Genomic DNA, 23,662 nt, shown 5'->3' with positions numbered 1-23,662 from the left:
TTATCTTCTTTTTTTCTCCACGTTTGACCCGTACCTTGCCGCTAAAGTGAAGCAAGCCATACCCATAACGATACGCAGAAACACGAGGTCCTCTTTTAATGGCGAATTTTTTCATCGATCGCCCCATTTTTGCCTGGGTGTTAGCTATCCTGTTGTGCCTGACAGGAGCCCTGGCTATTTTTTCACTGCCCGTTGAGCAATATCCCGATCTGGCGCCGCCAAATGTACGGGTCACCGCCAACTATCCTGGCGCCTCGGCTCAGACTCTGGAAAACACCGTCACCCAGGTGATCGAGCAGAACATGACCGGTCTCGATAACCTGATGTACATGTCGTCACAGAGCAGCGGGACAGGTCAGGCATCAGTTACGCTGAGCTTTGTCGCCGGAACCGATCCTGATGAGGCCGTCCAGCAGGTGCAAAACCAGCTGCAATCGGCAATGCGTAAACTACCGCAGGCGGTACAGGATCAGGGGGTCACGGTGCGTAAGACCGGGGACACCAATATTCTGACAATCGCCTTTGTCTCCACCGATGGCTCAATGGATAAGCAGGACATCGCCGACTATGTCGCCAGTAACATTCAGGATCCGCTCAGCCGTATTAACGGCGTGGGGGATATTGACGCTTACGGCTCACAGTACTCCATGCGAATCTGGCTTGACCCGGCCAAACTGAACAGTTTCCAGATGACCGCTAAAGATGTGACCGACGCTATCGAGTCACAGAATGCGCAGATTGCGGTCGGACAACTTGGCGGTACGCCTTCGGTGGACAAGCAGGCGCTGAACGCGACGATCAACGCCCAGTCGCTACTGCAGACTCCGGATGAATTCCGCGCCATTACTCTACGTGTCAACCAGGATGGCTCAGAAGTTAAACTGGGCGATGTGGCAACGGTCGAAATGGGGGCCGAGAAGTACGACTACCTCAGCCGGTTTAACGGCAACCCGGCTTCCGGTCTGGGCGTGAAACTGGCCTCCGGCGCCAATGAAATGGCAACGGCAGAGCTGGTGCTCAACCGCCTTGACGAACTGTCACAGTATTTTCCACATGGGCTGGAATATAAGGTGGCATATGAAACCACCTCCTTTGTCAAAGCCTCAATCATCGACGTGGTAAAAACCCTGCTGGAAGCGATCGCGCTGGTATTCCTCGTGATGTACCTGTTCCTGCAAAACTTCCGCGCCACGCTGATTCCCACCATCGCCGTTCCCGTCGTCCTGATGGGTACCTTCTCCGTGCTTTACGCCTTTGGCTATAGCGTTAACACCTTGACGATGTTTGCGATGGTGCTGGCGATCGGCCTGCTGGTCGATGACGCCATTGTGGTAGTGGAAAACGTCGAGCGTATTATGAGTGAGGAAGGGCTCACACCGCGGGAAGCGACACGGAAATCGATGGGGCAAATCCAGGGCGCGCTGGTTGGTATTGCCATGGTGCTGTCGGCGGTGTTTATCCCGATGGCCTTCTTCGGCGGCACTACCGGAGCTATTTACCGCCAGTTCTCGATTACTATCGTCTCCGCAATGGTGCTGTCTGTTCTGGTGGCGATGATCCTCACTCCTGCTCTGTGCGCCACCCTGCTCAAACCGCTGCATAAGGGCGAGCATCACGGACAAACCGGTTTCTTCGGCTGGTTTAACCGCATGTTTAATCGCAACGCCGAGCGCTACGAAAAAGGCGTTGCCAGGATCCTGCACCGCAGCCTGCGCTGGATACTGATCTACGGCCTGCTGCTCGGCGGAATGGTTTTCCTGTTCCTGCGCCTGCCAACCTCCTTCCTGCCGCTGGAAGACCGCGGCATGTTTACCACCTCGGTACAGCTGCCCAGCGGCTCCACACAGCAGCAAACATTGAAAGTGGTTGAGGAAGTAGAGAAGTATTACTTCACCCATGAGAAAGACAACATTATGTCGGTCTTTTCCACGGTCGGTTCAGGCCCTGGCGGGAACGGTCAAAACGTGGCGCGTATGTTTGTCCGTTTAAAAGACTGGGATGAGCGCGACACCACCACCGGAACCTCTTTCGCCATCATTGAACGTGCGACCAAAGCTTTTAATAAGATTAAAGAAGCCCGCGTCTTCGCCAGTAGCCCTCCGGCTATCAGTGGCCTCGGAAGCTCTGCCGGTTTCGATATGGAGCTGCAGGATCACGCTGGTGCGGGGCATGACGCGTTAATGGCCGCGCGCGACAAGCTGATTGAGCTGGCCGGGAAGGATTCTTCCCTGACCCGCGTTCGTCATAACGGTCTGGACGACAGCCCGCAGTTGCAAATTGATATCGATCAGCGCAAAGCCCAGGCACTGGGCGTTTCCATCGATGACATCAACGATACATTGCAAACGGCCTGGGGGTTCCAGCTACGTCAATGACTTTATGGACCGCGGTCGCGTGAAGAAGGTTTACGTGCAGGCGGCAGCAAAATATCGCATGCTCCCTGACGACATCAATTTGTGGTACGTCCGTAATAACAACGGTGGCATGGTGCCTTTCTCGGCCTTTGCCACGTCGCGCTGGGAAACCGGTTCACCGCGTCTGGAACGCTACAACGGCTACTCCGCGGTCGAGATTGTCGGAGAAGCCGCGCCCGGCGTCAGTACCGGTACAGCGATGGACATAATGGAATCGCTGGTGCGCCAGTTGCCGACCGGATTCGGCCTCGAATGGACTGCGATGTCTTATCAGGAACGGCTGTCGGGTTCTCAGGCCCCCGCCCTGTACGCCATTTCTCTGCTGGTGGTATTCCTGTGTCTGGCGGCCCTGTATGAAAGCTGGTCAGTTCCCTTCTCCGTCATGCTGGTTGTGCCGCTGGGGGTCATTGGTGCTCTGCTGGCGACCTGGATGCGCGGTCTGGAAAACGACGTGTACTTCCAGGTCGGGTTACTTACCGTTATCGGGCTATCGGCGAAGAACGCAATCTTGATTGTTGAATTCGCCAATGAGATGAACGAGAAAGGACACGATCTGCTCGATGCCACGCTCCACGCCTGTCGCCAGCGCTTGCGTCCGATTCTGATGACCTCGCTGGCGTTTATCTTTGGGGTTCTGCCGATGACCATCAGCAGTGGCGCAGGTTCTGGCGGTCAACATGCGGTGGGGACAGGCGTAATGGGTGGAATGATTTCAGCCACTATCCTGGCGATTTACTTCGTGCCCCTGTTCTTTGTGCTGGTACGCAGACGCTTCCCGTTGAAACCGCGCCCGGAATAATCGGGCACAAAAAAGGCGACTTACGTTGAGTCGCCTTTTTTTATCCTTTACAGGATATGAATTTCTTCCAGAAAATTATTTACGAAGCATCACTTCGATAAAGTCTTTCCAGTTCCCCAGTTCACGTTCAATCATAACAACCTCTCTTATTATTATGAGCATTCTACAAAATCATCATCATCAAAAGAAGAACATTTAACCGATGGTTGTGATTACATCCTCCCGTGTTTGGGGTTTATGTGATCACTATGCGCCATACCCATAAATTTTATGTGACTTACTGCAATATTTTGAAATATTCATACATCATCTACTACTTTTGCAATTCTGATGGAAAAACAGGCTGATGCAAACAGGCAGATTCTGATTTTTAGTTATACGGTATTTTTGGAGCTTTCAGGAATCATTATTCACTGTTGTTCAACAATGTTATATTTTTCTATAACGATTGAATGACAATATGTATTATTCATTGCCACATAATAAAAGAATAAATATTCAAATTACGTCAATAAGGATTCAAATGATCACCCTCTACGGCATTAAGAATTGCGACACGATTAAAAAAGCCAGACGCTGGTTGGAAGCACAAGGTATTGACTATCGCTTTCATGATTATCGCGTCGACGGTCTTGACAATACGCTATTACAGTCCTTTATCAGCGAATTAGGTTGGGAAGCGCTGATCAATACACGTGGAACCACCTGGCGTAAACTCGATGAATCCACGCGCAGTCAAATCACCGATGCGGCTTCCGCCGCCGCATTGATGATTGAAATGCCAGCAATTATCAAACGCCCATTGCTCTGCGCGCCGGGTAAGCCTATGCTGCTTGGTTTCAGTGAATCCAGTTATACTCTGTTTTTTAATGAGGTGTAGTCTATGTCGTGCCCGGTTATTGAGCTGACACAGCAGCTTATTCGCCGTCCTTCCCTGAGCCCGGATGATGCCGGGTGCCAGGCGTTAATGATTGAACGCCTGCGCGCGGTAGGTTTTACCGTTGAGCGTATGGATTTTGGTGACACACAGAATTTTTGGGCATGGCGCGGTAAAGGTGAGACCCTGGCATTTGCCGGTCACACCGACGTAGTGCCCGCCGGCGATGTCGATCGTTGGATCAATCCACCGTTCGAACCGACTATTCGCGATGGCATGCTGTTCGGGCGTGGCGCTGCCGATATGAAAGGCTCACTGGCAGCGATGGTCGTGGCCGCAGAGCGTTTTGTCGCCCAGCATCCAAACCATCAGGGTCGTCTGGCATTTTTGATAACGTCCGACGAAGAAGCCAGCGCCAAAAACGGCACCGTAAAGGTGGTTGAAGCACTGATGGCGCGTAATGAGCGACTGGATTATTGTCTGGTTGGCGAGCCGTCCAGCACGGAAATCGTTGGCGACGTAGTCAAGAATGGACGTCGTGGTTCACTGACCTGCAACCTGACCATTCATGGCGTGCAGGGGCACGTAGCCTATCCGCATCTGGCCGATAACCCGGTACACCGCGCGGCGCCAATGCTCAACGAACTGGTGGCGATTGAGTGGGACCAGGGTAACGAGTTCTTCCCGGCGACCAGCATGCAGATTGCCAATATTCAGGCAGGTACCGGCAGCAACAACGTTATCCCCGGAGAACTGTTTATCCAGTTCAACTTCCGTTTCAGCACTGAGCTGACCGATGAGATGATTAAAGCACGGGTTCACGCGCTGCTGGAGAAACATCAGTTGCGCTATACCGTCGACTGGTGGCTTTCCGGTCAGCCGTTCCTGACTGAACGCGGTAAACTGGTGGATGCAGTAGTGAACGCCATTGAGCACTATAATGAAATTAAACCGCAGTTACTGACTACAGGCGGGACGTCCGACGGGCGCTTTATTGCCCGCATGGGGGCACAGGTAGTCGAACTTGGGCCGGTCAACGCCACTATTCATAAAATAAATGAATGTGTTAATGCCGCCGACCTGCAGCTGCTTGCCCGTATGTATCAACGTATCATGGAGCAACTCGTCGCCTGATGAGTGTTCCTGCAAGAGGAAAAAATACATGGACTGGCTAGCAAAATATTGGTGGATTCTGGTGTTGGTGTTTCTGGTAGGCGTGCTGCTTAACGTTATCAAAGATCTCAAGCGCGTCGATCCAAAGAAATATCTGGCCAACAAACCGGAGCTTCCCCCGCATCGTGACTTTAACGATAAATGGGATGACGACGACGATTGGCCGAACAAGGATCAACCGAAGAAATAATTTCCAGGCCGATAAGTCACGTAGGCCCGGTAAGCGTTAGCGCCACCGGGCGTTAAGTGCCGGATGGCAACGCTTCGCGTTTTATCCGGCCTACGGTTATCAATCAGATCATCTCAATCACATCATCATCATGAGGCTTACCACCGCTCAGCGCTTCATCAAAATAGTGCTTCGGTACGGTAAAACGCAGATGATCGAGCGCAAACTGCATGCTGCGTTCATCAATGGCGTGCCCCAGGTTTTCGACGATATCCAGCGTCACATCCCCACCCGCAGCAATTAATGCCTCCTGCGCGGCAACGGCATGGGAGAGTTCTATCACCCGGTCTTCACCACCGTGAATCAAATGCACCGTCGTTGCGGTAGTTGCAACCTCCGGTAAGGTGGCATAGCGACCATTGAAGGCAATGACCCGCGACGCCAGCCCCGGCTCGGCTTTGATGCTCTCAAGCGACATAATCGAACCCTGAGAAAAACCAATCAGCGCGGTGGCCTGCGGTGAAACGCCGCTTTGTTTCTGCCAGTAGCGCACGGTTTCGATAAACACCGGCATAATCGCGTCAATACGCGCCTGGCGGTTCTCTTCCGTTACGCCCTGTACCGAAAACCACTGACGTCCGGAAGTCGTACCGTAAGGCTCTGCCCCGCCAATGCTGACGATTAACGCATCCGGAAACAGCGGCGCAAACCAGGAGCCAATTTCACCCATGGCAACCGGGTTATCGCCGACGCCATGAAACAGCAGCAGTAGCTGTTGAGCGGGTTTATCGGGACTTTGAACAACAAAATGGTCATGTTTCATGGCGATCTCCTTAACTGATGAGAATCATTCTACGCCGCTTAACCGCAATGACCATGCCAGGAAATTGAAGATGTTAGTGAAAAAATTGCCATTGCATAATGCGATTATGTAGCCGCTGTTCACGTTCAGCATCCAGCTGATTTAACGCTTGTGCCGCTTCGGCGCGCTGAACGACCAGCAGCGCTTTACGACCTGAGATCTTCAGCTGTTGGCACAATTCGGCGTCGCTGCGTTTAGCCTGTATACATCCGCGCAATGCCGGAAGAGGTAATTCACTGTGCTCAAGCAGACGACTCAGACAGCCTAGCGACGTCAATAATGGCCGATGCGCGAAGGCAAACCCAGCCAGCTCAGCCCAGTCATCCTCATTAAGCGTAGTCTCTTTCAGCGGGACCAGCGGAATGCTCTCACCGTTCCATCGCGCAAGGATTTCCGCGTCACGCCGCAAATGCTGGTGCTCCCGCTCGGCAAGGCGTTTCCCCGCTTCGCTGATGGGCAGCAACGCCATGGCGGTATAACAGCCGCTGCTGGCTTCCCGGTGATTCCCCATTCGCACCAGCACAAAACCGCAGCGCTGCCAGAAACGCCATAGTTCAGCCGTATACCCAAAACTGACCGAGAGATAGTCACACGATGTGGAATAGTGGTGGGCCAGCACAATCAGCTGTTGCCCAATACCTTCTCTTTGGCGCGCAGGATGAACCGCAATTCGACTGACTCGTCGCCCGACGAGCGTCGCCGCCAGGGGGTCACCGCCGTGCGCCGCCAGCGACTGCGCAACCAGATTACCTCTGGGTCGGCGATATCCGGCCCAGACGGCCTGGCTTAATTCTGCGGATAATCCACCCTCATCGACCAACCAGACGGCCCCCGCCACCGAGCCAGCAGCCGAAGCATGCAGAAAATGCTGCCCCGGCGCGTCCATCATGCGTCGCAGGTCCAGCGGTGAGGTACGGTAATGCGCCCCGGAAAGCAACTGATACACCGCTAATGGCAGCGCCGGGTTTGTATGCCAGGCGAGTTGCTCAAACGCCGAAAAGTGCAACTCCCCCGATGGGGCATGCGTAAACATTTCGTCATCAAACACCAGGGCATCGCTGACAATTTGCTCCAACGGACATCCCTGCGCCCAGCGCACGGGTTGTTGCAACTCATAGCGTCGAAGATTAGGGAAGCGGGCGCAGAATTTCAGCAAGAAGCCTCTACCCGTTCCCTCGTAGCCTTGTACTGTAGTGGTTAACAGCGTACGAGGAAAACGCGCCACCAGTTGGTGTAGCAGCGGCGCGGGGATCGCGGCGGCTTCATCCACAATCAGCCAGTCTGCGGTCTCAGAACTGCTTAATAGTGCATCCGGCGCCATAAAGCGGTAACGCTCTGCGGCAAATTGTGCCAGCACATCCGTTGCAGCTTTGGCAGGTGCGGTCACAACCGCAGTGCCGTTAATCCGCGCTATGAGTTGCCCTGCCAGAGCGGATTTGCCCCGACCTCGTGCGGCCGTCACCGCAACCACACCGGGAGGCATAGCCAGCAAATGATTTAATATCATCGCCTGTTCTGGTTGGGGTTCGCCAGTTGCCGCAAGCCAGGCTGCGCGAGCAGGAAAGTGCGGACAGGAAACCGGCTGATGCTGCTGCCAGTGCAGAGCCTGTCTATCGAGGGAAATCACCCGTTTGACGTGCTCAACAAAGTGCGGTGTGGGAATGGGCTCAGCACAATCGCTCCAGCGTAGTGAATCCACGTCTGGATGCGTGTGCCAGGAATGCCAGGGTGGGGTCAGCAAAACCAGCCAACTGCCGGCAAGCAGTGTACCGCTTAAGGCGGCAAACGCCGCAGCGTCAAATCCCTGCCCGGCGTCGAAAACTGCATGACGAAACTCGCGCCCCAGTAACGTTTGCAGCGCCTGTAGCGTACAGTTCGGTTCAGCAGGGGCATTCGCCCCTACCCACAACCAGTCGCCGGGTAATATGTCGCGTAGCGCTAACGCCTGCCCCTGACACCAGTTCTCCTCGCCGCTGATAATCAGCAAACGACGGATCCCCTCACGAGCCATCTGTTCGGTTAACGCCCTCAGCGCCGTGTTATCGGACATCCCTGCCTCTGTATCTTAAATACCTTTACCAAAGGTATTACATTGTCCCGGATCGCCGCTATCAAAGCCGCGCTTGAACCAGGTAAAACGCTGTTCAGAGGTTCCGTGAGTAAAGCTGTCCGGTACGACGCGTCCTTGTCCTTGCTGTTGCAGGCGATCGTCACCAATGGCCTGTGCGGCGTTTAGTGCCTCTTCCAGGTCACCAGACTCCAGCACGCCCTGCTGCTGCATGCTGTGGCCCCAGACACCGGCAAAGCAGTCCGCCTGCAGTTCCATACGAACGGAAAGACGGTTCACCTCAGCTTGTGAGGCGTTCTGCTGCATCTGGCGAACCTTCGGTTCAATACCCAGCAGTTTCTGCACGTGGTGACCCACTTCATGGGCGATAACATAGCCCTGCGCAAAATCACCATCTGCGCCCAGCTTGTTTTTCATGTCATCATAGAATGAAAGGTCGATATATACCGTACCATCTGCCGGACAATAAAACGGCCCCATCACGGACTGGCCCGCGCCGCAGCCGGTGCGCGTCGCACCCCGGTACATCACCAGCTTCGGCTGTTGGTAGGTGCGGCCCATTTTTTCAAACTGCTGTCCCCAGGTATCTTCTGTTGTAGCCAGAATCACCGAGGTAAATTTTGCCGCTTCATCATCGTTTGGGCTGATGGAGCGTGATGATTGTTGTTGGGAGACCGGCTGGCCGGTCATTAATCCGGTGAGATCCACGCCATAATAACCCGCCACCAGCACCACAATCAGCAGGATGATACCGCCTTTACCACTGGGCAGACGAAAACCAGGCCCCCCCATAGAGGGGCCGCCGCCAGAGCTGTTTCGTCTGTCTTCCACGTTGTCACTTTCACGACGCCCTTGCCAGCGCATAATCACCTCAACTTTTTATTCATTATGATGATGATCGTAGGCGGTTCGGAACAGGATTACCATAAGAAATAGTAATCAAATCAGGTGGGGTTAATGAGCCGGAGAGCGATCGCCGGCTCAGGGGAAGATTAGTCTAACTTCACACCCAGGCGATGCGCGACGGCTTCATAGGCTTCGATCAGGCCGCCCAGACTCTGGCGGAAGCGATCTTTGTCCATTTTATCCAGCGTTTCTTTGTCCCACAGGCGGCTACCGTCCGGTGAGAATTCATCACCCAGGACTACTTCACCTTTATACAAACCAAACTCAAGTTTGAAGTCGACCAGAATCAGACCAGCATCATCAAACATCTTTTTCAGCACGTCGTTAGCTTTGTAGGTCAGCTCTTTCATACGTGCCAGATTCTCTTTGCTCACCCAACCAAAAGTTTCGCAATAGGAATCGTTAATCATTGGATCGTGCATAGCATCGTTTTTCAGGAACAGATCAAACAGCGGCGGATTCAGTTCAATACCTTCCTCAACGCCTAAACGCTTAACCAAAGAGCCTGCCGCGCGGTTACGTACCACACATTCAACCGGTACCATATCCAGCTTTTTCACCAGACATTCGGTATCAGAAAGCAGTTGCTCCATCTGGGTAGGAATACCCGCTTCTTGCAGTTTAGTCATAATGAAATGGTTGAATTTGTTGTTCACCATACCTTTACGGTCAAACTGTTCAATGCGCGCGCCATCCCCTGCTGACGTATCATTGCGGAATTCGAGCACCAACAGGTCCGGGTTTTCCGTGCTGTATACGGTCTTCGCTTTACCACGATACAACTCAGCTTGCTTTTGCATCTTTATTACTCCTGGGTGTGAATTAACGATAAATATTGCGTTTTTCTGCCGACGCACACGTTTGCGTATCATATCAGAAAAAAAGGGCTGGAGTTATCCAGCCCTTTATTTTTACTTACTGAACGCTGCCTGGAAGACAGCGACCAGCGCGTCGTTCTGGCTTTGCGTCAGGGTATGCCCCTTCGGATCGATAAACTGCAAGCTACTGCGGTTGTCTAAATCACCGACCTGCAGTTTATAGTCGCCGGATACCAGACCTGGGTCACTTGCGCCCAGCTCCTGCCAGCTGCTATCAGACAGAGGTTTGTAGGTCACCGCGATGCTACCCTGAGAACGGGTGCTGTCGGTTACCTTCATCCCCACTTTCTCAAGCGCTGCTGGCAGACGCTGCCACACCACGTTGAACGGTCCGCGTACCACCAGCATTGGTAAACCGGTGTCATCGGCTGCGCTCTGAACATCCATGGTGGCTGCAGAGCGGTTCTGCGCGGCATTCGCGGCGTCGGTGGCGTTCTTATCCAGACCAGCAGAGATAACGTTCATCATCTCAGCGCTGTAACGCTGCATTGATGCCGCATCGGCTACGGGTTTACCCGCCTGCTCGAGGTTAACCAGTTTCACCGTTACCGCTTGCTGATAGCCCTGCGGTTTAACCGAGATTTGATAACGTCCACGGTACTGCTCGTCTTCATCCAGACGGTTCCAGTCAACCCAGTCGGTGGTCAGTGTCTGGCTGGCATCATCACGTTTGGTGATCGTGTAGTTTTTAGACTGAATGACGCTCACGACCTGCGGCCACAGCGTGTTGCCACGACCATTTTCCACCAGCAACGTTGAGGTATCGCCTGCGATTTGCGTGCGAGCGCCAGTGACTAACGCTAACGGCTGAGCCGGTGGACGAATATCCAGCGCTTTACCCACAGCACCACTGCCGTTGGTTACCGGGATATTATAGTCGCCCGACATAACCGGCAAAATCATCCCAGCTGGAGCATGAAGCTCAGCAAGCGGTGCGGCCTCCAGATAGGATTCATCACCGCTCACCTGGCGCTTATAGCGCGAGTCAGAGCTACAGGCCGCGAGCAACATAACAAGCGAAACACCCGCAACCTTGGCCAGGCGCGACTTTTGTACTGAGTAAGCCATCAAATCTCCCTAAACTTTACAGCAAACCGGCATGCTTAAGTGCCGCTTTGACGATTTCACGAGCATTGTCCGTGATTGGCGTCATCGGCAGACGTAGCGTATCGGTCGCCACAAGTCCCAACTCCTTACACGCCCATTTCACGGGAATAGGATTGGGTTCGACAAATAGTTTGTTGTGTAACGGCATCAGACGCTGGTTAATCACCCGCGCCTCGGCAAATTGCCCGGCTGCCGCCAGTTTGCACATTTCAGCCATATCGCGTGCCGCAACGTTAGACGTTACAGAAATCACGCCATGACCACCGAGCTGCATAAAATCCAGTCCGGTCGCGTCATCACCGCTGAGCAGAATAAAGTCGTCCGAAACCAGCTCTTTGATCTGGTGAACGCGACTTAAGTTCCCCGTGGCCTCTTTAATAGCGATAATATTTTTAACTTTCGCCAGACGACCAACGGTTTCCGGCAGCATATCGCAGCCAGTACGGGACGGCACATTATACAGAATTTGCGGCAGGTCAGTATGCTCAGCGATGGCTTTGAAATGCTGGAACAAACCTTCCTGGGTTGGGCGGTTGTAGTAAGGCGTCACCGTCAGGCAGCCAACAACACCGCTGTCGTTGAAACGCTGCGTCAGACTAATGGCTTCCGCGGTCGCATTGGCGCCGGTTCCGGCAATAACCGGAATACGCCCGTCAGCCAGCTCCAGCGTCATCATCACCACATCGCCATGTTCATCATGACTCAGGGTGGCGGACTCACCGGTGGTGCCAACAGAAACGATCGCCGAGGTGCCGCTGGCGACATGATAATCAATCAGTTTTTTCAGGCTCGACCGGCAGACTTTACCTTTCTCATCCATCGGCGTAACAAGCGCGACAATACTTCCCGTGAACATGGGCCATCCTCTGTGCAAACAAGTGTCTCAATGGTACGTTTGGTACGACAATAAAAGCAAGCGACCAGAGCCGTTCTGATTGTTGTATGCATGTTTTTTTTATGCTTTCCTTATGATTACCTCACCGCTCAAAGGAAGAACAGGTTTGACATCGTCATCGCAACACTATCTGGTCATTACTGCGCTGGGTGCCGACCGCCCAGGAATTGTGAACACCATCACACGTCATGTCAGCAGTTGCGGCTGTAATATCGAAGACAGCCGACTGGCCATGCTGGGTGATGAGTTCACGTTTATCATGTTGCTGTCGGGCACCTGGAATGCCATCACCCTGATTGAATCAACCCTGCCATTAAAAGGCGCAGAGCTGGATTTACTCATTGTGATGAAGCGCACGACCGCGCGCCCTCGTCCGGCGATGCCTGCTACGGTATGGGTGCAGGTCGATGTCCCTGATTCTCCCCATTTGATTGAACGCTTCACCGCACTGTTTGACAGCCACCAAATGAATATTGCGGAACTGGTTTCACGCACGCAACCGGCTGAGAATGGAAAGGCGGCGCAGTTGTTTATTCAAATTACCGCACATAGTCCTGCATCACATGATTCGGCAAATATTGAAGATGCGTTTAAAGCACTCTGTACAGAACTCAATGCGCAAGGCAGTATTAACGTCGTCAATTACTCACAGCATGATGAACAGGATGGAGTTAAGTAATGAACCCACTGAAAGCCGGTGATATCGCACCGAAATTTAGCTTGCCGGATCAAGACGGAGAACAAGTAAATTTAACCGACTTCCAGGGACAGCGTGTTCTGGTTTATTTTTACCCGAAAGCCATGACACCCGGCTGTACCGTACAGGCCTGCGGCTTGCGCGATAACATGGATGAGTTAAAAAAAGCTGGTGTTGAAGTGCTGGGGATCAGCACCGACAAACCAGAGAAGCTTTCCCGATTCGCGGAGAAAGAAGTCCTGAATTTCACGCTCCTGTCCGATGAAGATCATCAGGTTTGCGAGCAGTTCGGCGTCTGGGGTGAGAAGTCATTTATGGGCAAAACCTACGATGGCATCCACCGCATCAGCTTCCTGATTGATGCCGAAGGCAAAATTGAGCACGTGTTCGATGACTTCAAAACCAGCAATCACCACGACGTGGTACTGAACTGGCTGAAAGAGAACGCCTGATTTACGTTTTGCTGGAAAAAGCCTGATGGCGCTTCGCTTATCAGGCCTGCGCAGCTTATTAATATTGCGAAACTTGTAGGCCGGGTGAGGCGTAGCCGCCACCCGGCATAAACGTGAATCTGTACTTTTTCAGGCTGACATCCGCATAAACGTTTATTCAAACGTCCCTTTTACGCAGGCCTTCTTCTCTCTGACCACGGCTTTTCCCTTCGCCCAAAGGTGATTAACCTCCAACGCATCGTTAAGCACCAGAATGTCCGCATCGCATCCCACCGCCAGGCGCCCCTTATGTTCGAGCCCTAAAAATTCTGCGACCGTACGCGTCAGCGGACAGAGCGCCTGTTCCAGCGGTATGGCATGAACTTTCACCAACTGGCGCACCGTTTCAGCCAGTGATTCAAACCCCGCGACACCGATACCGATGAGATTACCTAACTCATCAAATTCCGGCTGGCTGCCGTTGCCATCCGAGCTAAGGGTAATGCGCGACAGTGGCACGTTCTGCCGCAGCGCCGTGGCGATAGCCGTGGCGGGGTCGACGGGCTCCTCAATGCTGCTGGTAATGTCGATATAACCGCCTTTACAGGCATACTCCAGCGCCGCCTGGAACAACGGTTCCGCACGGTTAACGTGTGTCGGCAACAGTTTAGTAATCGGCACATCGCAGCAGTTGAGGATCTGGTACAACGGTTCCAGCATGCGCGGGCTATCGCCCATATGGAATACACTGATCCCCGGTTTGCGTCCTAACAATCCACCGACGCGCGACTGCGCTGCCATGTTTGCCAGCACCGAGGTATCTGGGGCTGAGGAACGATGGTCCGAAATCGCACATTTCACGCCAATGATTTTATCGATCAGCGCCACGTCACGATCGATGCTGCCGGTGATCGTCGGGGAAGGCAGAGAATACGCCCCAGTAAGCATCCATGCGCTGATGCCTTCAAACTCCAGCGCGCGGGTTTTTGCCAGCAGCGATTCCGGATGACGGGTAATGCCATCGGTACCCAGCAAACCCACCACCGAAGTTACACCAGCTTCAACCAGGCGTGACAAGCGCACTTCCGGCGTGCGGGTATGCGGCCCTGCTTCCCCGCCTCCGCCAATCAGATGGACGTGTTGATCGATAAATCCTGGGCACACAATCGCGCCGTCAAGATTGATACACTCGCAACCGGGAAAGTCTTCAGGAGAAATTGACGGGGCGATGGCAACAATTTTACTGCCGGAGACCAGTATATCCTGTCGCCCTAAATCTTCCGGTGCGTACACGTGTCCCTGCTGGAACAACGTCAAATTAAGAATTGAACAGTTCATAACCTTCCTTGTCAGGCAATTACCTGCATAACCCAAATAGAGAGCAGCGCATTAATGACGCATACCGCAATAATCAGCGGGTAGTAACGGGGATGGACCCCCGCAGTTCCCAGGCAGCGTCCCACATTTTGCACCGGATTGCCCATCAGGTAGATTGCCGGTAGCAATACAGTCGCATCATGTCCCGAAAGCGTACCAGCAACAACCAGACTGGCACAAACGCCGACGCCGCCTCCCATACTCATCACCGCCGCCAGCAGCACGGTGGCAGATTCCCCCGGTAGCCCCCACAACGCCATCACCGGTTCGCACACCCGCCCGACAATCTCGAGCAATCCCGTCACCTTCAGCGCCTGAATAATCACAAAAGCCATCACCACGTTAGGTAACAGGCTGGTTGTAGCAATTGTAAACCCGCGCCGCGCGCCATCGATAAACATATCCATGACGTTTTTACGTACCTGCGTTGTCATCTCAGACCTCCTGCTGCAGACGGCGATTTTCAAGCTGCGCGATCCACAAACGCAGCAGGTTCGCTCCCACAAATTTGAAGACAAGGATCACCGCCAGCGGCGTAATCACCGGAACGGTAACCACCGTAAACAGCGCAGCGCCAGAGGAAAAATAGTTGGTAATACACGCGCTGCCGCTGGTTTGCCAGCAGGCAAAAATGGCACGCTCCTGTTCAGTAATAATGCCCTCTTCCGCCATCTCTTTGGTCATCCCGGCCGCGGCATCGGTATTTTGCAAATTCGCAATCAGCGCCAGCGAACAAACTCCCGGAATACCGAGTAACGGGCGCAGGACCGGCGTCATCAGCTGTTGTGCCGCACGTAACCCCCCCAATCCTTCGGTGACGGAAATAATCCCGAGTGAAAGAATGACGGAAGGTGCCAGCTCAAGCGCGAATAAGAAGCCGTCTTTGGCTCCCATCCCTCCAGAGCCGCGAAAAGAGACCGCCGTATCGCCTGCGGCATTAATCTGCCCAAACGCGCCGTTGAGGACGGTGAAGTCAAAGACCCGCCACCATTCGGTACTTTTCGCAAACATGCCGGAAAAAAGGATAATCGTAATAAAAAAAGCGAGATAACCGCCCCATCCCACCTTTTGCTGCGTGTGTGTGTTGTGACCCATTTTGTTCTCCTGTTGGTCTTATTCCTTGCGTGACAGAAAGACATCACGCAGGTCAAGTTAAAGACAAATGCGGAGAAAAACGACAGCAGAAGAGATTATTCAGAAAGTGTGGATAGAGGTCAGACAAGTTCGGATCCGGCGACATGATATCGCCGGATCTTGCAGATTAGGGTTCGTCAACGACCTGACCATCCGGCCAGGCGTGCATTACCGCTTTGATTAACGTCGCCAGAGGGATCGCAAAGAATACGCCCCAGAATCCCCACAGACCGCCGAAAATCACCACGGAGAGAATAATCACCAATGGATGCAGATTGACCGCCTCGGAGAACAGCACGGGAACCAACAGATTGCCGTCCAGCGCCTGGATTATCAGGTACACGGCAAAACAGCTCCAGAACTCGGTGCCAAGCCCGAACTGAAACAGCGCCACGCCGACCACCGGAATCGTCACCACAAAAGCGCCGATATACGGGATCAGCACAGAGAACCCTACCAGCACCGCCAGCAGCAGCGAATAGTTGAGACCAAACAGCAGGAAGCCGAGCCAGGTCGCCACGCCGACCACCACCATTTCCAGCACCTTTCCGCGAATATAGTTGGTGATTTGCTGGTTCATCTCTTTCCACACCTGCCCCGCCAGCCCACGATTACGCGGCAGCACCCGGCGCACGGCGTTCAGCATCTGTCCTTTATCTTTGATCAGGAAGAACACCATCAACGGGACGAGAACCAGATAGACCGCCAGGGTCAGCAATCCAACCAGTGAGGCTAACGAATATTTCACCACCGAATCGCCCATGGTGAGCATTCGCGAGCGCATATTTTCCGCCATCGCATCAATGATGCCCGCATCCATCAGCGCCGGATAACGTCTTGGCAAGGTGGCGGCAAAATCAGACAATTTATTAAGCATACCGGGCATGTCGCGGATCAGGTAAATACCCTGCTGCCACGCAACGGGCATCACCACAAAGGCCATCAGCAGCAAAATACCGACAAACACCACCAGCACAATCGATGTCGCCCAACGCCGTGAACACCCAATATGTTCCAGCCGCACAGTCGGCCATTCAAGCAGGTACGCCAGCACTATGGCGACCAGTAGCGGCGCCAGAAGACCGCTAAAAAAGAACAGGATGCCAAAACCGGCAACCAGAATAATCAGCAGGGCGATGGCTTCGGGGTCGCTAAAGCGGCGACGATACCATTGCATCAACATTTCGAGCATAAAACCCTTCCATGAACCCAATAGCGGGATTGCGATCCCGAATTGTATCGAAATGTCACAAAAAAGACTTCGCTTTTTATGGCTGATTACGCAAAGTGAAAAGACATTTTTCCTGGGTGTTCATCGTCAGGTTTCGCAGTTACACTCCGTAAGCTTGCGGAGTGTGAACGATACTTCACAGCATTGGTCAAATGGCTATCTCAAAAAAGAATACAGGACAGAGGTTATGTTCAGGCAGTTGAAAAAAAACCTGGTTGCTACCCTCATTGCCGCACTGACTATCGGTCAGGTTGCGCCCGCATTTGCTGATACTGCGGACACCCTTCCTGATATGGGAACGTCGGCAGGCAGTACGCTTTCCATAGGACAGGAAATGCAGATGGGCGATTATTACGTACGCCAACTGCGCGGCAGTGCGCCATTAATTAATGATCCATTGCTCACCCAATACATTAATGCGCTGGGGATGCGTCTGGTCTCGCACGCCGACTCGGTAAAAACACCCTTCACATTCTTTTTGATCAACAACGATGAAATCAACGCCTTTGCTTTCTTTGGCGGCAACGTTGTCTTGCACTCCGCATTGTTCCGCTATTCCGACAACGAAAGCCAGTTAGCATCGGTCATGGCGCACGAAATCTCCCACGTCACTCAGCGCCACCTGGCGCGTGCAATGGAAGATCAGAAACGCAGTGCGCCGCTAACGTGGGTAGGTGCGTTAGGTTCAATTTTATTAGCGATGGCTAGCCCGCAGGCGGGTATGGCGGCGCTGACCGGTACGCTGGCGGGAACACGTCAGGGGATGATTAGCTTTACGCAACAAAACGAACAGGAAGCAGATCGCATCGGTATTCAGGTGCTGCAACGCTCGGGATTCGATCCCCAGGCCATGCCGACGTTCCTCGAAAAACTGCTCGATCAGGCCCGTTACTCTTCGCGTCCGCCGGAAATTTTGCTGACTCACCCCCTGCCTGAAAGCCGCCTGTCGGATGCCCGTAACCGCGCCAACCAGATGCGTCCGGTGGTCGTCCAGTCGTCAGAAGATTTTTATCTGGCTAAGGCACGAACCTTGGGCATGTACAACTCTGGTCGTAACCAGTTGACCGATGACCTGCTGAGTAACTGGTCGAAAGGCAACGTACGTGAGCAACGTGCGGCACAATATGGCCGGGCATTGCAGGCGATGGAAGCCAGCAAATATGACGAGGCGCGTAAAGCGCTGCAACCGCTGCTGGCTGCAGACGCGAACAATGCCTGGTATCTCGACCTGGCAACGGATATCGATCTCGGCCAGAAGAAAACCAGTGATGCCATTAACCGCCTGAAAAACGCCCGCGACCTGCGCACTAACCCGGTACTGCAGCTCAACCTGGCGAATGCGTATCTACAGGGCGGACAAGCCAAAGAGGCGGCAACCATCCTGAATCGCTATACGTTTAACCATAAGGACGACCCTAACGGCTGGGATCTGTTAGCGCAAACGGAAGCCAACCTGAACAACCGCGATCAGGAGCTGGCGGCGCGGGCGGAGGGGTATGCCCTCGCCGGACGTCTGGATCAGGCGATTTCGATGCTCAGCAGCGCAAGCTCTCAGGTGAAACTGGGTAGCCAGCAACAGGCCAGATACGATGCCCGTATCGACCAGCTACGCCAGCTGCAAGAACGCTTTAAACCCTACACGAAGATGTAATTATCAAACCCTTGCCGGATGGCGACGCTGTAGCGTCTTATCCGGCCTACGTCAGACGCGATATGTAGGCCGGATAAGGTCTTTTGGCCGCCATCCGGCAGTATTGTTATGCAAGGAGAAGTCATGTCAGACGCGATTAAAATCTACCATAACCCACGCTGCTCCAAGAGCCGTGAAACGCTGGAATTACTGAAGTCCAATGGCGTGGACCCGGAAGTGGTGCTGTATCTGGAAACCCCGGCTGACGCCGCGACCCTGCGTGAACTTCTGCAGATGCTGGGTATGTCCAGCGCGCGTGAGCTGATGCGCCAGAAAGAGGATCTCTATAAATCGCTTAACCTGGCGGACAAAAATCTGAGTGAAGATGCGCTGATTCAGGCAATGGTGGAAAACCCGAAACTGATGGAGCGCCCGATCGTAGTTGCCAAAGGTCAGGCTCGAATTGGACGCCCGCCGGAGCAGGTACTGGAAATCGTCGGTTAACCGAAACCTGCCGCAGTCATTTGGCTGCGGCGCTTACAGCTTCAGAATTTCTTTTACGAACGGAATGGTCAGCTTACGCTGGGCGGTGATCGATGCGTGATCAAGCTGATCCAACGTCATAAACAGCGTACGCATTTCCCGATCCAGACGCTTAAGCAGAAAGCGGCCCACATCTTCCGGCAGTTCAAACCCACGTAGCCTGGCGCGTAATTGCAACGCCTGCAGCTTATCTTCATCGGAAAGTGGTTGCAGCTTGTAGATTTGCCCCCAGTCCAGACGCGAAGCGAGATCTGGCAATCCCAGATTCAGCTGTCTTGGTGGACGATCGCCGGTGATCAGCAGGCGTGTTTTCCCCGACTCCAGGATACGGTTGTAGAGATCAAAGATCGCCATTTCCCACAGCGAATCACCAGCCACACATTCGATGTTATCGATGCATACCAGCGATAAATGCTCCATCCCGTCGAGCACCTCGGGGACGAACCAGGTGCGTTTGTCGAGCGGCACGTAGCCTACCGCATCGCCGCGAGCGGACAGTTCCGCACAGGCTGCATGCAGCAAATGACTACGGCCAGCGCCTTCACGCGACCAGAGATAAATATACCCGCTATGTTCCTGACGCAGCACGTTTTGCAGTGCAGCCAGTAAAGAGGAGTTATCCCCCGGCCAGAAACTTGCGAAAGTTTCGTCGTCAGGAAGATAAAGTGGCAAAGAGAGCTGTGCCGGTGTGTTCAGAGATACCTCAACCCAGGATTTCATAAAATCGCGTTGAGTTTAACACAGAAATGCGTCGCGATAGAACCGGGCAGCATCGCCACCCGGTCAAAGGTTTACTGTTGCTCAGTGTCGGCATCTTTGGCGTCGAGCACCACTTCTTCTGGACGCAGCAGGCTGATAACTTTGAAAATCAGGCTCAGACAGACACCCACAATGGTCGCCAGCGCCATGCCTTTCAGCTCAGCAGCACCGATGTGAACTTTCGCGCCGCTGACGCCGATGATCAAAATGACCGAGGTCAGGATCAGGTTCTGTGCTTTGTTGTAGTCAACTTTTGACTCGATCAGCACGCGAATACCGGAAGCGCCAATCACGCCGTACAACAGCAGAGATACACCGCCCATGACCGGCAGTGGAATAATTTGGATCGCCGCAGCCAGTTTACCCACGCAGGAGAGCAGAATGGCGAAAATCGCCGCACCGCCAATAACCCAGGTACTGTAAACGCGGGTAATCGCCATGACGCCGATGTTTTCGCCGTACGTGGTGTTCGGCGTAGAACCGAAGAAGCCGGAGATCACCGTCGACAGGCCGTTAGCAAACATAGAACGATGCAGGCCAGGATCGCGAATCAAATCTTTTTTCACGATATTCGCCGTTACCACCAGGTGGCCGACGTGTTCAGCAATAACCACCAGCGCCGCAGGCAGAATGGTCAGAATAGCGACCCATTCAAAGCGCGGCGTATAGAACGTCGGCAGAGCAAACCAGTGAGCCTGCGCTATCGGCGTGGTGTCCACGACGCCCATCACGAAGGAGAGCGCGTACCCGGCCAGCACCCCAATCAAAATCGGGATAATCGCCATAAAGCCACGGAACAGCACGGAACCAAATACCGTCACAGCCAGCGTCACCATTGAGATGATGATGGTTGTTGAGTCTGGCGCTTGTCCTTCCGCAGGCAGCAATCCCGCCATACCCGCAGCGACACCCGCCAGCTCCAGACCGATAACGGCAACGATTGCGCCCATCGCCGCAGGCGGGAACATTACATCCAGCCAGCCAGTACCGGCTTTCTTAACGATGAACGAAACCAGGCAGAACAGGATGCCACACATAATGAAACCGCCCAGCGCCACTTCATACCCTAGCGGCAGCAGCAGCAGAACCGGGGAAATGAACGCAAAGCTTGAACCGAGGTAAGCCGGAATTTTACCTTTACAAATGAAGAGATACAGTAAAGTACCAATACCGTTAAACAGCAGAACGGTAGCTGGGTTGATATGAAACAGGACTGGCACCAGTACCGTTGCGCCAAACATGGCGAACAGGTGCTGTAAACTAAGCGGGATTGTCTGTAAAAGCGGCGGTCTTTCACTCACCCCGATAGCACGGCGCGTCATAGTGTTTTCCTCTGAGTGTTGTTTGTTATTAGCGATTGGGTTGTTTTATTCAAAAAAAAGCCGACTCTTAAAGTCGGCTTCTTTTCACTTATTCGTTTACTTGGTACCAAAAATCTTATCGCCGGCATCGCCGAGCCCCGGAATAATGTATCCGTGCTCGTTCAGTCCCTGATCGATGGAGGCAGTGTACAGCTCAACATCCGGGTGCGCTTTTTCCAGCGCCGCGATACCTTCCGGCGCTGCAACCAGCACCAGGACTTTAATGCTGCTGCAGCCTGCTTTTTTCAGCAGGTCGATGGTAGCGATAACGGAACCGCCGGTTGCCAGCATCGGGTCAACGATCAGCGCCATACGCTCATCAATGTTAGAAACCAGCTTCTGGAAGTACGGAACCGGCTCCAGCGTCTCTTCATTACGGTACATACCGACCACGCTGATACGCGCGCTCGGAACGTTTTCCAGAACGCCTTCCATCATGCCCAGGCCCGCACGCAGGATTGGCACAACGGTGATTTTTTTACCTTTGATTTGGTCAACTTCAACCGGACCGTTCCAGCCTTCAATGGTCACCTTTTCGGTTTCCAGACCGGCGGTTGCTTCATAAGTCAGCAGGCTGCCAACTTCCGAGGCGAGTTCACGAAAGCGTTTAGTGCTGATGTCGTTTTCACGCATCAGTCCCAGCTTGTGTTTGACGAGTGGGTGTTTGACTTCCACGATCTTCATACTCTTCTCCTTTCCTCAGACGAGTGGCAACCACAAAAAAAATCGCCGGATTATACCGCTTTTCGTCTCTGGCGCAACACTGCATACGCTTGATATGGATCAACCAAAATCGTTTGCGTCTGGATGATGAGTATAAAACAACCCCCACAATAAGTGCGGGGGTTGTTATCAATGCTATGAATTTTATAGATTTTCAGCATTACTCTGGATGACGTTTTGATACCATGAAAAAGATTTCTTCGGCGAGCGTGCTAATGTCCCACTCCCGTCATTATTTTTATCAACATAGATAAAGCCGTAGCGTTTTTTCATCTCCCCCGTCCCGGCCGAGACTAAATCAATACAGCCCCACGGGGTATAACCCATCAGATCCACGCCATCTTCCACCACCGCTTTTTTCATTTCGCGGATATGCGCGGCCATATAGTCAATACGATAGGAATCATCCACCGAGCCGTCGGCCTGCTGCACGTCAATCGCCCCAAAGCCGTTTTCAACAATAAACAGCGGCAACTGATAATGATCCCAGAACCAGTTCAGCGAATAGCGCAGACCGACGGGATCAATCTGCCAGCCCCAGTCCGACTTCTGCACGTACGGGTTAGAAACCAGGCTTTTCGACTCGTCGTAATCCAGTTGTGGGTTGTCCGCCGTTGCCTGGGTCGCGAAAGACATATAATAGCTAAAGCCGATGTAATCAACGCAGCCCTCGGTCAGCGCCTGACGGTCTTCCTCGGTGATATCCAGTTCAAAGCCACGACGGGTAAAGTAATTGAGAAGATGCTGCGGGTATTTGCCGCGCACATGGACGTCAGTAAACCAGTAACGCCGGTGCATAGCGTTCATCGCCATCATCATGTCGTTCGGCGCACAGGTCAGCGGATAAATTGGGCACATCGCAATCATGCAGCCAATTTGCAGCGCCGGGTTAATTTCACGCGCGACCTTCACCGACAGCGCGCTTGCCACCAGCTCGTAGTGCGCAGCCTGAAACATGACCGGCTCGCGGTCTTCGCCGGGCTGGTATTTCAGGCCAGAGTTAGTAAAGGGCGCGAAGTCTTCGTGATAATTTGCCTGATTGTTAATCTCATTAAACGTCATCCAGTACTTCACTTTGTACTGGTAACGGGTGAATACCACCCTGGCAAAACGGACAAAAAAGTCGATAAGCTTACGGTTGCGCCAGCCGCCATATTCCGTCACCAGATGGTAGGGCATCTCGAAGTGCGACAACGTAATCACCGGTTCAATGCCATATTTCAGACATTCGTCGAACAGATCATCATAGAACTGCAGGCCAGCTTCATTGGGTTGCGCTTCGTCACCTAAAGGGAAAATCCGCGTCCAGGCAATAGAAGTGCGAAAACATTTAAACCCCATTTCGGCAAACAGCTTGATATCGTCTTTATAGCGATGATAAAAATCGATGGCATCGTGGTTAGGGTAGTTTTTACCGGCAATCACACCGTCAGTAATTTCACGCGCCACACCATGCGCCCCCGCCGTCATGACATCGGCAACGCTAATTCCTTTACCGCCCTCCTGCCAGCCACCTTCCAGTTGATGAGCGGCGACAGCGCCACCCCACATGAAATCTGCTTTAAATCCTGACATCCCCTTCCCCTATCGTGATGAGTCTGCGCAAAACGCTCCAAATGAGGCCCGCA

Annotated in this window: 22 protein-coding genes and 1 pseudogene; 8 read left to right on the top strand and 15 right to left on the bottom strand. The window is 53.3% G+C overall.

The window, feature by feature from the left end; genetic code table 11:
- Window positions 1-98: 98 nt before the first annotated feature.
- Window positions 99-3,213 (top strand): annotated as a pseudogene (acrD, locus tag SK39_RS18050) (multidrug efflux RND transporter permease AcrD).
- A 75-nt stretch (window positions 3,214-3,288) separates the two neighbouring features.
- On the opposite strand, the gene ypfM reads toward acrD, so the two are convergent.
- Window positions 3,289-3,348, bottom strand: a complete 60-nt coding sequence (gene ypfM / locus SK39_RS27175; protein WP_001386977.1) for a protein YpfM — start codon at window positions 3,346-3,348, stop codon at window positions 3,289-3,291.
- A 388-nt stretch (window positions 3,349-3,736) separates the two neighbouring features.
- On the opposite strand from ypfM, the gene SK39_RS18045 reads away from it, so the two are divergent.
- The 3 genes from SK39_RS18045 to SK39_RS18035 are packed head-to-tail and all read left to right on the top strand — an operon-like array spanning window position 3,737 to window position 5,453.
- Entirely contained in the window at window positions 3,737-4,093 is a 357-nt protein-coding gene (locus SK39_RS18045; RefSeq protein WP_003037978.1) for an ArsC family reductase, read from the top strand.
- 3 nt (window positions 4,094-4,096) lie between these two features.
- Window positions 4,097-5,224 carry a succinyl-diaminopimelate desuccinylase gene (gene dapE / locus SK39_RS18040; protein WP_003037976.1) on the top strand — a complete coding sequence of 376 codons (1,128 nt, stop codon included), beginning with the start codon at window positions 4,097-4,099 and terminating at the stop codon, window positions 5,222-5,224.
- Between the two features lie 28 nt (window positions 5,225-5,252).
- Entirely contained in the window at window positions 5,253-5,453 is a 201-nt protein-coding gene (locus tag SK39_RS18035) for a membrane protein (RefSeq protein WP_003037974.1), read from the top strand.
- 103 nt (window positions 5,454-5,556) lie between these two features.
- Here SK39_RS18035 and ypfH read toward each other — a convergent pair whose 3' ends face one another.
- From ypfH to dapA, 6 genes are all read right to left on the bottom strand, one after another.
- The gene (gene ypfH, locus SK39_RS18030; protein ID WP_003037972.1) at window positions 5,557-6,255 is read right to left on the bottom strand and encodes an esterase; all 699 of its coding nucleotides are present in this window, start codon (window positions 6,253-6,255) and stop codon (window positions 5,557-5,559) included.
- A gap of 73 nt (window positions 6,256-6,328) precedes the next feature.
- Window positions 6,329-8,344, bottom strand: coding sequence for a tRNA(Met) cytidine acetyltransferase TmcA (locus SK39_RS18025; protein ID WP_048217280.1), 2,016 nt, complete (start codon window positions 8,342-8,344; stop codon window positions 6,329-6,331).
- Between the two features lie 15 nt (window positions 8,345-8,359).
- Entirely contained in the window at window positions 8,360-9,226 is an 867-nt protein-coding gene (gene ypfJ / locus SK39_RS18020; RefSeq protein ID WP_003037967.1) for a KPN_02809 family neutral zinc metallopeptidase, read from the bottom strand.
- Window positions 9,227-9,354: 128 nt separating this feature from the next.
- Window positions 9,355-10,068, bottom strand: a complete 714-nt coding sequence (gene purC / locus SK39_RS18015; RefSeq protein WP_048217279.1) for a phosphoribosylaminoimidazolesuccinocarboxamide synthase — start codon at window positions 10,066-10,068, stop codon at window positions 9,355-9,357.
- A gap of 111 nt (window positions 10,069-10,179) precedes the next feature.
- Window positions 10,180-11,214 carry an outer membrane protein assembly factor BamC gene (bamC, locus tag SK39_RS18010; RefSeq protein WP_032937846.1) on the bottom strand — a complete coding sequence of 345 codons (1,035 nt, stop codon included), beginning with the start codon at window positions 11,212-11,214 and terminating at the stop codon, window positions 10,180-10,182.
- A 16-nt stretch (window positions 11,215-11,230) separates the two neighbouring features.
- Window positions 11,231-12,109, bottom strand: coding sequence for a 4-hydroxy-tetrahydrodipicolinate synthase (dapA, locus tag SK39_RS18005; protein WP_003037957.1), 879 nt, complete (start codon window positions 12,107-12,109; stop codon window positions 11,231-11,233).
- Between the two features lie 145 nt (window positions 12,110-12,254).
- On the opposite strand from dapA, the gene SK39_RS18000 reads away from it, so the two are divergent.
- Window positions 12,255-12,827, top strand: a complete 573-nt coding sequence (locus SK39_RS18000; RefSeq protein WP_003037954.1) for a glycine cleavage system transcriptional repressor — start codon at window positions 12,255-12,257, stop codon at window positions 12,825-12,827.
- Window positions 12,827-13,297: a thioredoxin-dependent thiol peroxidase gene (gene bcp / locus SK39_RS17995; RefSeq protein WP_003037951.1), complete on the top strand. Its 471-nt coding sequence runs from the start codon at window positions 12,827-12,829 to the stop codon at window positions 13,295-13,297. Before SK39_RS18000 ends, bcp begins: the two co-directional genes overlap by 1 nt.
- 153 nt (window positions 13,298-13,450) lie before the next feature.
- Here bcp and iadA read toward each other — a convergent pair whose 3' ends face one another.
- The 4 genes from iadA to SK39_RS17975 form a co-directional block, all read right to left on the bottom strand.
- Window positions 13,451-14,614, bottom strand: coding sequence for a beta-aspartyl-peptidase (gene iadA / locus SK39_RS17990; RefSeq protein WP_048217278.1), 1,164 nt, complete (start codon window positions 14,612-14,614; stop codon window positions 13,451-13,453).
- Between the two features lie 11 nt (window positions 14,615-14,625).
- Entirely contained in the window at window positions 14,626-15,087 is a 462-nt protein-coding gene (locus SK39_RS17985) for a YjiG family protein (RefSeq protein WP_003037948.1), read from the bottom strand.
- Between the two features lies 1 nt (window position 15,088).
- Window positions 15,089-15,748, bottom strand: a complete 660-nt coding sequence (locus tag SK39_RS17980) for a nucleoside recognition domain-containing protein (RefSeq protein WP_003847228.1) — start codon at window positions 15,746-15,748, stop codon at window positions 15,089-15,091.
- A gap of 166 nt (window positions 15,749-15,914) precedes the next feature.
- Window positions 15,915-16,979, bottom strand: coding sequence for an AI-2E family transporter (locus SK39_RS17975; protein WP_003037941.1), 1,065 nt, complete (start codon window positions 16,977-16,979; stop codon window positions 15,915-15,917).
- 226 nt (window positions 16,980-17,205) lie between these two features.
- Between SK39_RS17975 and bepA the strand changes: the two genes are divergently transcribed.
- The gene (bepA, locus tag SK39_RS17970) at window positions 17,206-18,669 is read left to right on the top strand and encodes a beta-barrel assembly-enhancing protease (RefSeq protein WP_003037939.1); all 1,464 of its coding nucleotides are present in this window, start codon (window positions 17,206-17,208) and stop codon (window positions 18,667-18,669) included.
- Window positions 18,670-18,792: 123 nt separating this feature from the next.
- Window positions 18,793-19,152 (top strand): arsenate reductase (glutaredoxin), encoded by a 360-nt coding sequence (gene arsC, locus SK39_RS17965; RefSeq protein WP_003037937.1) that lies wholly within the window; start codon window positions 18,793-18,795, stop codon window positions 19,150-19,152.
- Window positions 19,153-19,185: 33 nt separating this feature from the next.
- On the opposite strand, the gene SK39_RS17960 is transcribed toward arsC, so the two are convergent.
- From SK39_RS17960 to SK39_RS17945, 4 genes are all read right to left on the bottom strand, one after another.
- Entirely contained in the window at window positions 19,186-19,887 is a 702-nt protein-coding gene (locus SK39_RS17960; protein WP_211924219.1) for a DnaA inactivator Hda, read from the bottom strand.
- A gap of 95 nt (window positions 19,888-19,982) precedes the next feature.
- Window positions 19,983-21,272, bottom strand: coding sequence for a uracil permease (gene uraA / locus SK39_RS17955; RefSeq protein ID WP_003037932.1), 1,290 nt, complete (start codon window positions 21,270-21,272; stop codon window positions 19,983-19,985).
- Window positions 21,273-21,368: 96 nt separating this feature from the next.
- Entirely contained in the window at window positions 21,369-21,995 is a 627-nt protein-coding gene (gene upp, locus SK39_RS17950; RefSeq protein WP_003037929.1) for a uracil phosphoribosyltransferase, read from the bottom strand.
- Window positions 21,996-22,178: 183 nt separating this feature from the next.
- A complete protein-coding gene (locus SK39_RS17945) occupies window positions 22,179-23,609 on the bottom strand; it encodes a 6-phospho-beta-glucosidase (protein ID WP_048217277.1) in 1,431 nt (476 codons plus the stop codon).
- Window positions 23,610-23,662 lie beyond the last annotated feature (53 nt).

Origin of the sequence: Citrobacter sp. BIDMC107, from assembly GCF_001037575.1 — a bacterium.
GTDB classification, from domain to species: domain Bacteria; phylum Pseudomonadota; class Gammaproteobacteria; order Enterobacterales; family Enterobacteriaceae; genus Citrobacter; species Citrobacter freundii.
The sequence above is the reverse complement of the archived record's forward strand: the minus strand, read 5'-3'. Positions and strand labels throughout refer to the sequence as shown.